A 15,387-nucleotide genomic window follows, 5' to 3' on the forward strand; every position below is an offset into this window, starting at 1 on the left:
ATCCATCACGCCGGGAGGGACCCATGTGGAGTTTTCTCGAGCGTCTCTTGGACTCGTCGACGCTCTCGCCGCATGGCATCTGCCTGCTGTGGGAGCCGGAGCTGATCTGGCTTCATGTCATTTCCGACGCGATCATTGCCGCTTCGTATTTCTCGATACCGTTTGCGCTCGCGATCGTCGTTTCCAAGCGCCGCGATTTCCAGTTCGGCTGGATGGCCTGGCCGTTCGCCACCTTCATCCTTGCGTGCGGACTGACGCATGTGTTCTCGATCTACACGCTGTGGTTCCCGATCTACGGCCTCGAGGGCCTGGTCAAGGCGCTGACCGCGATCGCCTCGATCTTCACCGCGGTGCTGCTCTGGCCGTTGATCCCGAGGGTGCTGGCGATCCCGACCGAAGCGCAGTTGCGCGAGGCGCATATCGCGCTCGAGGAAGAGGGACGGCAGCGCCAGCGCTCGGAGGTGCTGCTGCAACGCTTCCGCGAGGCCGAGGCCAATGAGGCCAAGATCCGCCAGGCGCAGAAGATGGAGGCGGTCGGCCAGCTCACCGGCGGCATCGCGCACGATTTCAACAACATCCTCACCGTCATCACCGGCACCATCGATATCCTCGCCGAAGCGGTGACGCACCACCGGCAGCTCGCCGAGATCACCGGCCTGATCCGCGACGCCGCCGAGCGCGGCGCGTCGCTGACGCGGCATCTGCTGGCGTTCGCGCGCCGCCAGCCTCTGCAGCCGACCGACGTCGACATCGACGCGCTGATGGTCGACACCATCGAGCTGTTGCGGCCGACCATCGGCGATCACGTCGGCATCGACTTCCGCCCCACGCCCGGCCTGCCGCGCGCGCTGGTCGATTCCAACCAGCTCGTCACCGCGATCATCAACCTCGCGCTGAATGCGCGTGACGCGATGCCGAAGGGCGGCACGCTCCTGATCGAGACCCGGGCCGCCGAGCTCAAGCCCGCCGATGTGCAGGGTCATGACGGGCTCGCCGCCGGCGACTATGTCGCGATCGTGCTGAGCGACACCGGCCACGGCATCGCGGAAGCGGATTTGGCGAAGGTGTTCGAGCCGTTCTTCACCACCAAGGATGTCGGCAAGGGCACCGGGCTCGGTCTGAGCATGGTCTATGGCTTCGTCAAGCAATCCAACGGTCACATCCTGCTCGACAGCGAGATCGGCCGCGGCACCAGGGTCGTGCTCTATCTGCCGCGCGCCGTCGTGACATCGCAGCCAGTCGTGACCGACAAGCGGCAGCCGGAACTACGCGGCGCGCAGGAGATCGTGCTCGTGGTCGAGGACGACAAGCTGGTGCGCAACTACGTGCTCGCCCAGATCGAGAGCCTCGGTTACACGACGCTGTCGGCCAACAACGGTGCCGAAGCGCTTGCCGTGCTGGACAGCGCCGCGCCGGTCGATCTGCTCTTCACCGACGTCATCATGCCCGGTGCGATGAACGGGCGCGATCTCGCCATCGAGGCGCAGAAGCGGCGCCCGACGTTGCGCGTGTTGTTCACGTCGGGCTACACCGAGAATGCGATCGACCAGGACGGCCGTCTCGACGAGGGCATCCTGTTCCTCGCGAAACCCTATAGCCGCGCCCAGCTCGCGCGCATGCTGCGCGTCGCGTTGCGTGAGGGCGAGCCGCAGGCCGTGCGCGAGGAGGCCGGCGGCGTGGTGGGCGGATAGCAATCCGGTCGTCCCAGGGCGAGACGGATGACCGATTGTTAAGCTTGCCCGCGTCGCCGCGACGCAGCGGTTCCCCTTGCGGCGCGGGCGGCCAAATCCCTACCTGAGCTGCGTCAGTTGTGGCAGCATACGGGCTGCCCTTAGGGGACCACGATGAACTATTTTCGCACCGCGCTCCTGCTCGCCGGCCTCACCGCCCTGTTCATGGGCGTCGGCTATCTGATCGGCGGCGGTACCGGCGCTGTCATCGCGCTGGTGGTGGCGGCTGCGACAAATCTGTTCGCCTACTGGAACTCCGATCGCATGGTGCTGTCGATGTACGGCGCCCATCAGGTCGACCGGCAGTCCGCGCCCGAACTCTACGATCTCGTCGCCGAACTCGCCCAGCGCGCCGGGCTGCCGATGCCGCGCGTGTTCCTGATGGACGAGGCGCAGCCCAACGCGTTCGCGACCGGCCGCAACCCCGACAATGCGGCGGTCGCCGTCACCACCGGCCTGATGCGCCAGCTCAGCCGCGAGGAACTCTCCGGCGTGATCGCGCACGAGCTCGCGCATATCAAGCATCACGACACGCTGACGATGACGATCACCGCGACCATCGCCGGCGCGATCTCGATGCTGGCGCAGTTCGGCATGTTCTTCGGCAACCGCAGCAGCAACAACGGCCCCGGCATCGTCGGCTCGATCGCGATGATGATCCTGGCGCCGCTCGGCGCCATGCTGGTGCAGATGGCGATCAGTCGCACCCGCGAATACGCCGCCGACAATTTTGGCGCGCGCATCGTCGGACAGCCGATGTGGCTGGCGTCCGCGCTCGCCAAGATCGAGAACGCCGCGCACCAGGTGCCGAACATGGAGGCCGAGCGCAATCCGGCGACCGCGCACATGTTCATCATCAACCCGCTGTCGGGCCACGGCGTCGACAATCTGTTCGCCACCCATCCCTCGACGGCGAACCGCATCGCCGCGCTGCAGCGGCTCGCCGCCGAGCTCGGCACCCAGACCGCGCCGCGTCCGGCCGCACCGAACACCCCGCCGCGCGGCCCGTGGGGCGGCACTCCGAGCCAGCGCGGCCCCTGGGGTTAGGCTTGGGACTAGCCCTTGGGGCCAGCGCGCGTCAGGCCCGCGCCGTCAGGAACACGTCGTCCATGAACAGCGCGTCGATGCCGGACTTGCGGAACGTGACAATCGCATCGGTCGGCGCACACACGATCGGCTCGCTGTCGTTGAAGGACGTGTTGACGACCAGCGGCACGCCGGTTTTCGCATGGAAGTGCGAGATCAGCTCGTGAAAGCGCGAATTTGATTTGCGGCTCACGATCTGAACCCGGGCGCTGCCGTCCTTGTGCAGGACCGCGGGGATCAGATCGCGCTTGTCGGGCCGCACCGGGCACGCAAACAGCATGAACTCGTGACTCACCGACGGAGCGCCGATGTCGAACCATTCGTCGGCGTGCTCCGCCAGCACGCTCGGCGCAAATGGCCGGAAGTCTTCGCGATGCTTGACCTTCTGATTGAGGATATCGCGCATGTCGGGCCGCCGCGGGTCGGCGAGCAGCGAACGGTTGCCCAGCGCGCGCGGCCCGAACTCCATGCGCCCCTGAAACCAGGCAACGATCTTGCCGCCGGCGATCATGTCCGCGGCGTCGCGCGCGGGCGACTCGCTTCGCCGCGCCTTGAGGCCGGCCGATTTGACCGCGGCCAGAATGTCGTTCCGCTTGAATGCAGGTCCGAGATAGGGTGTGGAGTGGCCGCGCTCGGGCGGGCGCTTGTGCTTGGCGCAATGCACGGCATAGGCCGCGCCGATCGCGGTGCCCGCGTCGTGCGGCGCGGACGGGATGAACACGTTGGCGAATTCGCCGGATCGCGCGATCACGTCATTGGTCACGCAGTTGAGCGCGACGCCGCCGGCGAGGCATAGATTGTCAAACGGCACCCTGCGTTTCACGCGCCGCACGGCCGCAGTGACCGCGGCGTCGGTGGCCGCCTGCAATGCGGCCGCCATATCGGCATGCCGCGGCAAGATCTCGCCGTCCTCGTAGCGCGCCGGACCGAATATCGCTTCCATTCTCGCGAACCGGTCCGGATGCATGCCGAGAAATTCCGACGCGATCCCGTAGTTCACCTCGTCGGCGCGCATGATCGAGAGAAACTGCTGACGGAACACCTCGGGGTCGCCATAGGCCGCGAGGCCCATGACCTTCGAGGCGTCGTAATGCGAGAAGCCGAGATACCCGCTGAACACCTCCCACAGGAAACCGATCGAATGCGGATACTCGAAATTCTCGACGGTCTGGATCCGCGTGCCGACCGCCTTCGCGAGCGAGGAGCCGGCCGTCTCGCCGATGCCGTCGATGGTGAGGATGGCCGCGCGATCGAAGCCCGACGGGAAGTATGCGGAAGCGGCGTGCGCCATGTGATGCGGCACGAAGTGCAGTCGCTGCCCCAGCGAACGCCCCAGCAGCTCCTCGAGGGCACCGGGCAGCTGACCGAGCCGCAGCTGGAAGGTTTCCTCCAGCCGCGGATCCCACCAGTCCGGACGGTAGCGCTTGCGGCGGAGCTTGGGATCGAACGAGAACGCGACATGGTCGATGTCGCGCGCGGTGAGCCCTGCGTGGTTCAGGCAATGGCGGATCGCGCGCTCGGGGAGTTGATGCGGGTTGTCGAACTCGGCCTGCTTGCCATGCTTGATGCGGTTGAACCGCTCCTCCTCGACGGCGACGACGAGCTTGCCGTCGACCAGCAGCGCCGCGGCGGACTCATGATACACCGAGTTGATCCCAAGTACGTTCACCTGAAACTCCGAATACACATGACCGCAGACTTGGCCGTCGCGGGAGATTGGCCAACCCGTCCTGAACAGTAAGGCGGTATCGAGGCTGCGTGCTGAACGACCGAGCAGGCCAAATGCCGCAGTTCGGTCCAGCGAGGGAAGGTTGGTGATGGGGACGCGGCGCGCGAGCACCGCTTCGTGCTATGCGCTCGCTTTGTCCAGGCGTTCGATCTGGCTCCTGGTCAGCTCGAGCCTGGTTGCGGCGACAAGCGTTGCGACATGCTCTGGCTTGGTCGCGCTGGCAATCGGCGCGGCGACGGCGGGCCTCGTCATCAGCCAGGCCAGCGCGATCGCGGCCGGTTCGGCGCGGGTCTCCGCAGCGACCTCGTCGAGGCCGGCCAGGATGCGCATGCCGCGCGGCGTCATATACCTCGGAATGCTGCGCGCCCCGCGCGGGCTCTTGCCGAAGTCGGCCTCCGAGCGATACTTGCCGGTCAGAAATCCCGCGGCCAGCGAGAAGAACGTGATCACGCCGATATCGTTGGCCTCGCAAACGCGTTGCAGTGCGCCTTCGTAGCTCGAACGCTCTGCCAGGCTGTATTCGGGTTGCATGCTTTCGTAGCGGGGAAGCCCGTTCGCCTTGGCAATGTCGAGCGCGCCTTGCAACCGCTCGGCGGAGAAATTCGAGGCGCCGATCGCCCGCACCTTGCCGGCCTTGATCAGCCTGTCGTAGGCCGCGAGCGTCTCCTCCTGCGGCGTCGTCTCGTCGTCCTTGTGGGACTGGTAGAGGTCGATGTAATCGGTCTGCAGCCGTCGCAGCGAGTCCTCGACGGAGCGCGCGATGTAGTCCGGCTTCAGCCCGACATTGCCGTTGCCCATGTCCATGCCGACCTTGGTGGCGAGGATGACGCGGTTGCGGTTGCCGCGCGCCTTCATCCATTTGCCGATGATCGCCTCGGACTCGCCGCCGCTATGGCCCGGCACCCAGCGCGAATAGACATCGGCCGTATCCAGAAACGTCAGCCCGTGTTCGAGCACGGTGTCGAGCAACCGAAAAGATGAAGTCTCGTCCACCGTCCAGCCTAGGACATTGCAGCCGAAGCAGAGGGGAGGAACGGTGAGGCCGGAGCGACCGAGCGGGCGATGCTTCATGAGTTTCCTTCGGTTGTTCTTGATGGCAGGCGCTGGACAGTGCGGCAGATCGCCCTTGTTTGCAAGGCGCGGCACCGGTCGCAATGACCCGAGCGGCGGGAGGACGCTTTACCACAGCATGGCTACCTCGGCTTGCCGTGCCGCCGCCTCACGCCCAAGCGGCGCCTCAGGCTGCTACGGCAAGCCGCTCACTTCGTTCCGTGCATGAACGCCTGCATCTCCTCCAGCGTAAGCTTGCCGTCCCTGTTGGTGTCCATTGCCCTGAAGATTCGTTCGTGGGCGGCCTGAAATTCCTGCAGTGAGATGGTCCCATCACCGTCGGCGTCCATCAGGGCAAACATCATGCGCATCATGAAAGGCGGCCCCATCATGCCGTGGCCCATCATGTGTTCCATCATGCCTCCGTGCCCCATCATGCCGCCGCCTTCCTGATCCATCGGATGGGATTGCATTTGGTGATGGTCGGGTTGGTGGGGCATCTGATCCTGTGCCAAGGCACCGAGAGTGCCGTAGGTCAGTAAGAGCATCGATGTGGCTAGTCCCAAGACGTGCTTGTGCATGGAAACCTCCTCAGACGCGTGACCGGTGTCGGACTGTTTCGCCCTCATCCCATTGTTTGTTACGAGGACAACAGATCACAAGGCTTGCGATGGATCAAACGGTGACGTTGATCCGCGTTGCAGCAATGTCTGAACGAGTCGATCGCACGGGTACGCGATGCGCGATATCGAGCAGCCGATCGTCAGCACACAGCCGATCCGCCGCGCTTTCTTGTGCGTCAGGTCAGGCAGGCTGTCCTTCAACGTCCCTCGATCACAGGGCGACGCCGCGGCAGCACGATCGCGATTTCATTTGCCAAGCGCTTGATGTAGATTATTCCACGAGCTGCCACCGGTTGCGCCGAATTCCGGAGAATGAGCGGCAGCGTAGCTGGCCATCGGCAGGCCCTTCTTCCTCAATTTCAATTCGAAATCTCTTGTCCGGGTCCCGCCCGGGTCAATGCATTTTCTGTCATCCAGCCGAATGGAGCAATTGCCATGCATTTCTGCTTCTCAGGTGAATACACGCCGCGTTCCCTCAACAACATCATGGAGAATCCGGCGACCAATCGATTCGAGGCCGCCAAAAAGCTGGTCGAGGCGGCCGGCGGGAAATTGATTTCGATGTACAGCACCGCGGCCGATGGCCCCGGCGTCATGGTGATCTTCGATGTGCCGGATCCGAGCGTCGCGCCTGCCATCAGCGGCGTAGTCGTGGCGGCCGGCGCCATGCAGAACGTGAAGCTGGTCCGCTTGTTCACGCCCGATGAGATCAAGGTGGTGCGTCAGCACGCGAGCAAGCTCAAGGCTGCGTACACGCCGCCCGGCGGTTAGCGGGACAGGCCCAAACCCGATTGCCGGATGTCACTCTCGCGCGGCGGCGCCTTACAGCCTGCCGCGCGACGGCGGGGGCCGTTGCGCGCTACCGAAGGGCGCGCGCAACGGATGGGCGATAGCTCAGGCGGACGTCTTGGAGACGCGCATGTCGGCCCTCAGCCCCTGCCGCTTGTGTCGCTCCTTGATGTCCGCCACCTCGTTCAGCATCTGCTTCAGCGCGACGATCGCCGGCTCGCGATCGAGCCCGTCGTCCTTGGGCATGCGCTCGATCAGCACCAGCAGCGCGTCCCCGATCTGCCCGAGCTGCCGTCCATAGGTGCCGACATCGGACAGCACGTCGGCTTCGACTGCCGGCGCCGACGATTTGCCGAGCGTGATGTTGATGAGGCCGAACTGGCTCCCGACCGGGCTCATGAATGCGGTGAAGGGGCTGATGTTCTGCACGACATCGCCCGAAAGCGGCAGCTTGAAAATTGGCATGACAATGACTCCGTGTATGACGGCAATACGCCATCATGGAGCAGCTTGTCTGTTGCCTCGGTCACAATCCTGACCCGGTCACAATCGTCTCAGCTGGAGCCAGGGGGCTCGTCTGTGTCGGAGTCGGTCTGCTCCGCCGCCTTCGGCGGCCAGGCGCGACGGCGGATCAGCGCCTCGTGCAGCAGCTTTTCGATCTGTCCCTGGCGCGAGCGGAATTCCGCCGCGGCCAGGCGGTCGAGCACCTCCAGCAAGGGGCTGCCCAGCCGCAGCAGGACCGGCTCCTTCTCCGGTCCCTTGGGACGCCCGCGCTTAGGCATACAGCGTCCCGGTGTTCACGACCGGGGTCGCGTCCTTGTCGGAGACCAGCACGACGAGCAGGTTCGACACCATGGCCGCCTTGCGCTCGGGATCGAGGTCGATGTCGGTCTCGTCCTTGAGCTTGCCGAGCGCTTCCTTGACGATATCGACCGCGCCCGACACCACGAGCTTGCGCGCGGCAATCACGGCGCTGGCCTGCTGGCGGCGCAGCATCACCGGGGCGATCTCCGGCGCGTAGGCGAGATGATTGATCCACGCTTCGTCGATGGTCACGCCGGCGACCGAGAGGCGGTCCTTGAGCTCGACAATCAGCTCATTGGTGACCTGGTCGCCGCTTTCGCGCAGCGACAGCGTGCGCGCCGCGATCCGGTCGGACGTTGCGCTCGCTTCGCTCACCGGGTTCGCGACGGCCTCGTCGAAATCGTAGGGGTGCCGGCCGGCGATATGGCGGAGCGCCGACTCGGTCTGTGCACCGACGAAATCGGCATAGTCGTTGATCTGAAAGATTGCCTTGGCGCAGTCGTCGACGCGCCACACCACGACGGCGCCGATCTCGATCGGATTGCCGATGAGGTCGTTGACCTTCAGCTTTTCGCATTCGTGGTAGCGGACGCGCTGCGAGACCTTCTGGGCGCGAAACAGCGGCACGGTGGCGCGCAGGCCCGGCGCCGAGTCGGTGCCGGCATAGGAGCCGAACAACGTCAGCACGGCGCTTTCGTTCGGTTGCAGCGAATAGATCGAGCCCGCGAACAGCAGCGCGACGATGAAAAGCAGCAGCGCGCCGAGCAGCATCAGCCACGACACCTCAACGACGCCAAAGCGATCCCTCCACAAGGCGCTGTAAGCGAACCAGCCGGCGAGGATGAGACAGACGAGCCCGAGCAGAAGTGCGACATAGCCGCTGCCGACCAGAACGGCCGGGCGGTCCTGGACCCGGACCTTGATCGTGGACGAACCGGAAGAGGTTTGAGCGGTCATGGGAGTGATCCCTGATACCCAGCATAATTGCTGATATTTTTTGATATCAGAAAATGGACCAGAATGTAAGGGGGATTCCTTTGGGGTGAGGCCGATCAGAATTCGGTGGTCAGGACAGTGGGTTGACGGGGCGCCTCATCGCGATCTCACGCCGCGCTATCGGCAGCTCGCCGCCGCCGCAGCCGCGCCGAAGCGGGTTCATCGCCTGACGTCATCGCGCGCCGTCGCGTCGTTCGTCGCGGCGGTGATACGCGAATATGCGGACCGGCGTTGAAAGACACTCCAGAGCGCGTGCTCATAGATGCGATGTCGGCTTCCAAGGGCCGAAGAGAGTCGTCTGATCGATTGGAGCATTACTGCTGGCTATCCAGAACCGATACTGGCATCGGCTAACATGTCCGCAACTGACATCGCCGCGACAGCGCGCGTGTCCGTTCTGGCTCTTCGGCGATGTCCGCCTTTATGCTGCTGTTGAGCGGCGAGTCGACATCAGGCGTCACGAGACTGAGCTCCTGATTAATCGGTATGCGCGCTAGTCGCCCGACGCCAGTGCAAGCTCCAGCAACGCGACTCGTTGCAGCGCGTCGACCTCGCGTTCGCCGTCATGCGCGGTGCGCAGGATCGATTCCGCGATCAGGGTGATGTGCGAGGTGCTGACGGGATCGGGCAGTGTCGCGACCGAGGACTTCAGCGCCTGCGTCATCAGCTCGATCACCTCAGGAGAAAATGCAGCATCGGGAAAATTCTTCATTTCTCATGCCGTCGCGTTGAATGTGCAACTGTCATTGCAGCGACCCTAACTCTGACGACGAAGCCTCGGTTCCGGCGCCGAAAGACCGCAAAATCGTGTGATCCGTCGGAACTGAGTTGCCTGACGGCAACTCAGTCAAAAACCTGTCAAGCCTTCGAATACTGGATCACCGCATGCGCGGGGGATGACACCGAACAGGCTGTTCGACAGTTGAAACCGAATCTATCCCACGTCGTCCCGGGCTTGGTCCCGGGCTTGACCCGGGACCCATAACCACAATGTTTGTTGTTGCGTGATGCTGCGGCCGCAGTCCCGCTTGCAACGAGGTTCTGTGGTTATGGGTCCCTGCTTCCGCAGGGACGACGCATAGGGTGAACACCGTGGCCAAACAACGACGCAAGAGTTCGCGGCGCGCCTTCATCAGCGCCACCGTGGCCGGAATTCCCGCGACGCTTCTCCTGCAAACCGCCGTGGCCTCAGACAAGATGACCAAGCCGCAGGCTGCCTATCAGGAGACGCCGAACGGCATCTACTCCTGCGGCCTGTGCACGCTGTTCGTGGCGCCCAATTCCTGCAAGGTGGTCGAGGGCGAGATCAGCAAGGATGGCTGGTGCAAGGCGTTCGCCGCGGTGGATTGAGCGGTCACCTGCGCTCCATCACAATTCCCGCGCGTTCGAGAACGCGAACGACGACACCCGCCGCGTGGTCTCGTCCAGGATCAGGCTGCGCGTGATCGGCGGCTCGGCGCGCTGGCTGCAGTTCTCGCGCTCACAGAGCCGGCAGTTGACGCCGATCGGGGTGCCCTCGACCTTCTCGAGATCCATGCCGGTGGCATAGATGAGCTTTGACGCGTGGCGGATCTCGCAGCCGAGGCTGATCGCAAAGCGCGGCTGCGGCTGCGGGTAGGGCGCCACCGGGCGGCGCACCATCTGCGCGATCGAGAAGTAGCGCGTGCCGTCGGGCAATTCGATCACCTGGCTCAGCAGGCGGTCGGGCATGTCGAAGGTCGAATGCACATTCCAGAGCGGGCAGGTGCCGCCGAATTTGGAGAACGGGAAGGTGCCCGAGGAGAAGCGCTTCGAGACGTTGCCGGCATTGTCGACCCGAAGCATGAAGAACGGCACGCCGCGCGCGTTCGGCCGCTGCAAGGTGGTGAGGCGGTGACAGACCTGCTCGAAGCCCGCGTTGAAGCGCTGTGCCAGCACGTGCACGTCGTAGCTCAGCGCTTCGGCCGCGGAGTGGAAGGCCTGATAGGGCATCATCGCCGCCGCCGCGAAGTAGTTGGCGAGCGTGATGCGGTAGAGCCTGCGCGCGGTGTCGTCGAGCGGGCCGGCGCGGCTGACGATGGCATCGATGGTCGCGCCGCATTCGGCAAAGCCGAGCTGCAGTGCGAGCTGGAAGCTGCGGCCGGCGCTGTCGACCAGCTCGGAGATCAGGAGCTGCCGGCGATGGCGATCGAAGCGGCGCAGCGTCTCGCGCATCACGTCGACGGGCATCACGCGGGTGACGATCGAATGCTTCTCGCGCAGGCGCACGGCGAGCGCGGTGAACAGGCCCTCGGCCGGCACGTTGATCTCGTCGCGCAGGTTTTCCGCCGCGGTCTCGAGCTCCGGAAAATAGTTGCGGTTGGCCTCGATCAGGTCGCGGATCCGCTCGATTGGATTGGCCTCGAACTGCGAGCCCTCGCGATCCGCCATCTGCGCGGCCACCAGCGTCTCGCCGCGCCGCGCCTCGGTGTAGGCGGCGTAAAGCCGCTGCAGCGCATGGGTCACGCCAGGGCAGAGTTCCGCGAGGTCGCGCAGTTCCTGCTTCGGCAGGTCGATCTGACGGAACAGGGGATCCGAGAAGATCTCGTTGAGCTCCGCGAAGAAGCGGTCCTCGTCGGCGGTGGCGAGGTCGCGCAGATCAAGGTCGTAGGTCTCGGCCAGCCGCAGCAGGATCTGCGCCGTCACCGGGCGCTGGTTCCGCTCGATCAGGTTGACGTAGGAGGGCGAAATGCCGAGCCCTTCGGCGATTTGGGTCTGCGACAGCCCCAATTGCTGGCGGATCCGCCGGAAGCGGGGGCCGACGAACAGTTTCTTTCCGGACCCAGAGGGCATGGCACCCTTCCTGACCTAATTTGTGACAAAAATTACAAATCGACATTTGTTACAAGTTCATATGTTACATGACATCACCATTCAAAAACAAGCCGTCTATACGAACTTGGGTTTCTCGCGTTTATCTCCTGCCACGCATTTCGCAATGCACTGTCAAGAATGTCGAGAAGGCTGGCGGCACCGAACGCTGCAGTTTTGTCGCCACCGAAAGGATCAGGACCATGAACTACCAGCCACGTGGAATCAGTGACCAGGCAATCCAGGGACCGGCTTCCTACCTGAAGGAGGTTGCGGCCGCGGAATCGCTGCTCAAGACCCAGCCGACGTGGAATGGCGTCACCGCCGAAGCCGTGGCGCGGATGCGCCTGCAGAACCGCTTCAAGACCGGTCTCGACGTGGCCCGCTACACCGCGGCGCTGATGCGCGCCGACATGGCCGCCTATGACGCCGACACCACCAAGTACACCCAGTCGCTCGGCTGCTGGCACGGCTTCATCGCCCAGCAGAAGCTGATCTCGGTCAAGAAGCATTTCGGCAATACCGATCGCCGCTATCTGTACCTCTCGGGCTGGATGATCGCGGCGCTGCGCTCCGAGTTCGGTCCGCTGCCCGACCAGTCGATGCACGAGAAGACCTCGGTGCCGGCTCTTATCGAAGAGCTCTACACCTTCCTGCGTCAGGCCGACTCCCGCGAGCTCAACGACATCTTCCGTGCGCTCGACGCGGCCCGCGAGGCCGGCGACAAGGCGAACGAAGCGGCGCTGATCGAGAAGATCGACAACTTCCAGACCCATGTCGTGCCCGTGATCGCCGACATCGACGCCGGCTTCGGCAATGCGGAAGCAACCTATCTGCTCGCCAAGAAGATGATCGAGGCGGGTGCCTGCGCGCTGCAGATCGAGAACCAGGTGTCCGACGAGAAGCAGTGCGGCCACCAGGACGGCAAGGTGACCGTGCCGCACGAGGTCTTCATCGCGAAGATCCGCGCCTGCCGCCATGCGTTCCTCGAGCTCGGCGTCGAAGACGGCATCATCGTGACCCGCACCGACTCACTCGGTGCCGGCCTGACGCAGCAGATCGCCGTCAGCCACAAGCCCGGCGACATCGGCGACCAGTACAACAGCTTCCTTGATTGCGAGGAAGTGACGGCCGCCAATGCGCGGAACGGCGACGTCATCATCAACCAGAACGGCAAGATGATGCGTCCGAAGCGTCTTGCCAGCAACCTCTACCAGTTCCGTCCCGGCACGGGTGCGGACCGCTGCGTGCTCGACTGCATCACGTCGCTGCAGAACGGCGCGGATCTGCTGTGGATCGAGACCGAGAAGCCGCATATCGAGCAGATCGCCAGCATGGTCGATCGCATTCGCAAGGTCATTCCGAATGCGAAGCTGGCCTACAACAACTCGCCGTCGTTCAACTGGACGCTCAACTTCCGTTGGCAGGTTTACGACGCGATGAACGAAGCCGGCAAGGACGTCAGCAAGTACAACCGTGCCGAGCTGATGAAGGCGGAGTACGACAACACGCCGCTGGCGATCGAGGCCGACGAGCGCATCCGCACCTTCCAGGCGGATTCGGCCAAGCGCGCCGGCATCTTCCACCACCTGATCACGCTGCCGACCTATCACACGGCTGCGCTGTCGACCGACAACCTCGCGCGGGAATATTTCGGCGAGCAGGGCATGCTGGGCTACGTGAAGAACGTGCAGCGTCAGGAGATCCGTCAGGGCATCGCCTGCGTCAAGCATCAGAACATGGCCGGCTCCGACATCGGCGACGATCACAAGGAGTACTTCGCCGGCGAGGCTGCGCTGAAGGCCGGCGGTGCCCACAACACGATGAACCAGTTCGGCTAACGATCATCGGCTGAGTGGGCTCAGCCGGGCAACAGGAGACTGACAATGACCAAAGGCAGCAATTTCTGGGTGATCGGCGGCGAGTTCGGCTCGATGAATTTCCACAAGCTCGTGGAGGGCTCCGCCCAGGTCCGAGGCCCCTTCAAGACCCGCAAGGAAGCAGAGGATTGCTGGCGCGAGGTCTCCGAAGAGCACCGCCACAAGGCCGGCGTCCGCTTCTCCATCGTGGAGGAGCCCTCGCGGGTCTCGGCCTGACGGCCGGTCGATCAATCAAGAAACGTCCAAGGACGGCGGCCCCATCCGGTTCATCCGGGTGGGGTCGTCCGCTAATGGGATGGTCCGGCCGTGCTCCAGCCCCGCCAGTGATAGAAGCTGGCTCGGGGCAGCGAAGACAAGGAGCACGCCATGTCTCAGCAATCCAACTGCGCAATCGCCGTGATCGGCATCGATATTGGCAAGAACTCGTTCCACGTGGTGGGACAGGATCAGCATGGTGCGATCGTGCTTCGGCAGAAATGGTCGCGTGGCCAGGTCGAGGTGCGACTTGCCAACCTGCCGCCGTGCCTTATCGGCATGGAGGCCTGCGTCGGCGCCCATCATCTCAGCCGCAAGCTACAGCTACTCGGCCACAATGCCCGGCTGATGCCGGCCAAATATGTGCGGCCGTATAGCAAGGGACAGAAGAACGACTTCCGCGATGCGGAGGCGATTGCCGAGGCGGTGCAACGCCCGACCATGAAGTTCGTTGCGACCAAGACCGCCGACCAACTCGACCTGCAGGCCCTGCACCGTGTCCGCGAGCGCTTGGTCAGCCAGCGTACCGGCATCATCAATCAGATCCGCGCCTTCCTGCTGGAGCGGGACATTGCAGTCCGGCAAGGACTGCGTTTCCTGCGGGCCGAGCTGCCGGGCATTCTGGCCATGCGCACCGATGTTCTGTCGCCCCGCATGTCGCGCCTCATCGAGGCATTGGCCGGAGACTGGCGCCACCTGGATGCGCGCATCGAGGGTCTCACCGGCGAGATTGAAGCGCTCGCCCGCCAAGACCTGCACTGCGAGCGGCTGATGACGGTCCCCGGCATCGGCCCCATCATCTCGAGCGCGATGGTGGCCGCGGTCGGCACCGGCGACGTGTTCTCTAAAGGCCGCGACTTCGGCGCCTGGCTCGGGCTGGTCCCGAAGCAAATCTCGACGGGAGACCGGACGATCCTTGGCAGCATATCAAGGCGCGGCAATCGCTATCTGCGCGCCCTGTTCGTTCAGGCGGCCTGGGTCGTGCTGGTTAAGCTGGGGCCAAAGCAGTGGGAGCGCTACGGGCTCAAATCTTGGATTGAAGCGGCGAAGAAGCGACTACACCACAACGTGCTCGCCATTGCGCTGGCCCACAAGCTCGCCCGTATCGCGTGGGCGGTTCTCAACAAGGGGCGCGCCTTCGCGTGCGATAAGAACAATACGATGGAGTCCCATCCAGCGTGATCCTCGCGCCGTGCTCCGGGCCGTACAAGGCGTGGCCTGGCAGCATGGAAGCGAGCGGCAAGACCCGCGCGACGGCCAGCCTTGACGGCCCCTGCGCGCGGCGCATCCGTAGCCCACAGGTCGGGACGAAGGAACGGCCGCCAGGCACGAACAAAGGAACAGAAATAAGGAGCTATTGATGATGTAGCTTAGTCCGCCTGCCGAGGTCTGCGAGAGGATGGGACAAAGATGGAGATCGGTCTTCCCGGCGCATGCGAACACTGGTGACCCGAACGGCTCGTTGAAGCCTGTCCGCTAAGAACGTCGCATGCGCGCTGATATCCATGATGGCCCGGAGCGCGACACGCTCCAACTAGAGGCCGGATACATTGATGCAAGACCGCATTTGCCAGATCGATGAAAAACCTCTTGCACCGCACGGCCGGACCATACAT

At 64.1% G+C, this 15,387-nt stretch carries 15 protein-coding genes; 7 read left to right on the top strand and 8 right to left on the bottom strand.

All coding sequences use genetic code 11. The features are described 5' to 3' along the window. Positions 1-23 precede the first annotated feature (23 nt). Both AS156_RS34525 and htpX read left to right on the top strand, forming a co-directional pair. Positions 24-1,691, top strand: a complete 1,668-nt coding sequence (locus AS156_RS34525) for an ATP-binding protein (RefSeq protein ID WP_066513827.1) — start codon at positions 24-26, stop codon at positions 1,689-1,691. A 153-nt stretch (positions 1,692-1,844) separates the two neighbouring features. Further along, a complete protein-coding gene (gene htpX, locus AS156_RS34530; RefSeq protein ID WP_066513828.1) occupies positions 1,845-2,777 on the top strand; it encodes a zinc metalloprotease HtpX in 933 nt (310 codons plus the stop codon). A gap of 31 nt (positions 2,778-2,808) precedes the next feature. On the opposite strand, the gene AS156_RS34535 is transcribed toward htpX, so the two are convergent. The 3 genes from AS156_RS34535 to AS156_RS34545 all read right to left on the bottom strand — a co-directional run bounded on the left by AS156_RS34535 (position 2,809) and on the right by AS156_RS34545 (position 6,176). After that, the gene (locus AS156_RS34535; protein WP_066513846.1) at positions 2,809-4,485 is read right to left on the bottom strand and encodes a carbamoyltransferase family protein; all 1,677 of its coding nucleotides are present in this window, start codon (positions 4,483-4,485) and stop codon (positions 2,809-2,811) included. Positions 4,486-4,665: 180 nt separating this feature from the next. Beyond that, a complete protein-coding gene (locus AS156_RS34540; protein ID WP_066513847.1) occupies positions 4,666-5,616 on the bottom strand; it encodes an aldo/keto reductase in 951 nt (316 codons plus the stop codon). 188 nt (positions 5,617-5,804) lie between these two features. Further along, the gene (locus AS156_RS34545; RefSeq protein ID WP_066513848.1) at positions 5,805-6,176 is read right to left on the bottom strand and encodes an EF-hand domain-containing protein; all 372 of its coding nucleotides are present in this window, start codon (positions 6,174-6,176) and stop codon (positions 5,805-5,807) included. A 354-nt stretch (positions 6,177-6,530) separates the two neighbouring features. Here AS156_RS34545 and AS156_RS34550 point away from each other — a divergent pair, with 354 nt between their 5' ends. Further along, the gene (locus AS156_RS34550) at positions 6,531-6,989 is read left to right on the top strand and encodes a GYD domain-containing protein (protein ID WP_245313200.1); all 459 of its coding nucleotides are present in this window, start codon (positions 6,531-6,533) and stop codon (positions 6,987-6,989) included. A gap of 123 nt (positions 6,990-7,112) precedes the next feature. Here the strand turns inward: AS156_RS34550 and AS156_RS34555 are convergent, their stop codons facing one another. From AS156_RS34555 to AS156_RS34570, 4 genes are all read right to left on the bottom strand, one after another. After that, positions 7,113-7,472 (bottom strand): hypothetical protein, encoded by a 360-nt coding sequence (locus AS156_RS34555; RefSeq protein WP_066513830.1) that lies wholly within the window; start codon positions 7,470-7,472, stop codon positions 7,113-7,115. Between the two features lie 89 nt (positions 7,473-7,561). After that, positions 7,562-7,789 (bottom strand): type II toxin-antitoxin system antitoxin, encoded by a 228-nt coding sequence (locus AS156_RS34560; protein ID WP_066513831.1) that lies wholly within the window; start codon positions 7,787-7,789, stop codon positions 7,562-7,564. After that, positions 7,782-8,768, bottom strand: coding sequence for an SPFH domain-containing protein (locus tag AS156_RS34565; RefSeq protein WP_066513832.1), 987 nt, complete (start codon positions 8,766-8,768; stop codon positions 7,782-7,784). Before AS156_RS34565 ends, AS156_RS34560 begins: the two co-directional genes overlap by 8 nt. A 532-nt stretch (positions 8,769-9,300) precedes the next feature. Then, positions 9,301-9,519 (bottom strand): hypothetical protein, encoded by a 219-nt coding sequence (locus AS156_RS34570; protein WP_066513833.1) that lies wholly within the window; start codon positions 9,517-9,519, stop codon positions 9,301-9,303. Positions 9,520-9,899: 380 nt separating this feature from the next. Between AS156_RS34570 and AS156_RS34575 the strand changes: the two genes are divergently transcribed. Next, on the top strand, positions 9,900-10,157 hold the full coding sequence (locus tag AS156_RS34575; RefSeq protein ID WP_066513834.1) for a hypothetical protein: 258 nt from the start codon (positions 9,900-9,902) through the stop codon (positions 10,155-10,157). Between the two features lie 18 nt (positions 10,158-10,175). On the opposite strand, the gene AS156_RS34580 is transcribed toward AS156_RS34575, so the two are convergent. Next, positions 10,176-11,618 (bottom strand): helix-turn-helix domain-containing protein, encoded by a 1,443-nt coding sequence (locus AS156_RS34580; protein WP_066513835.1) that lies wholly within the window; start codon positions 11,616-11,618, stop codon positions 10,176-10,178. A 221-nt stretch (positions 11,619-11,839) separates the two neighbouring features. Between AS156_RS34580 and AS156_RS34585 the strand changes: the two genes are divergently transcribed. The 3 genes from AS156_RS34585 (at position 11,840) to AS156_RS34595 (ending at position 14,953) form a co-directional block, all read left to right on the top strand. Next, the gene (locus AS156_RS34585; RefSeq protein ID WP_066513836.1) at positions 11,840-13,477 is read left to right on the top strand and encodes an isocitrate lyase; all 1,638 of its coding nucleotides are present in this window, start codon (positions 11,840-11,842) and stop codon (positions 13,475-13,477) included. 45 nt (positions 13,478-13,522) lie between these two features. Continuing rightward, positions 13,523-13,732 (top strand): DUF4170 domain-containing protein, encoded by a 210-nt coding sequence (locus AS156_RS34590; protein ID WP_066513837.1) that lies wholly within the window; start codon positions 13,523-13,525, stop codon positions 13,730-13,732. 150 nt (positions 13,733-13,882) lie between these two features. Beyond that, positions 13,883-14,953: an IS110 family RNA-guided transposase gene (locus AS156_RS34595; protein WP_066498677.1), complete on the top strand. Its 1,071-nt coding sequence runs from the start codon at positions 13,883-13,885 to the stop codon at positions 14,951-14,953. Positions 14,954-15,387: the final 434 nt, after the last annotated feature.

Origin of the sequence: Bradyrhizobium macuxiense (assembly GCF_001542415.1) — a bacterium.
In the GTDB taxonomy this organism is placed as follows: Bacteria; Pseudomonadota; Alphaproteobacteria; order Rhizobiales; family Xanthobacteraceae; genus Bradyrhizobium; species Bradyrhizobium macuxiense.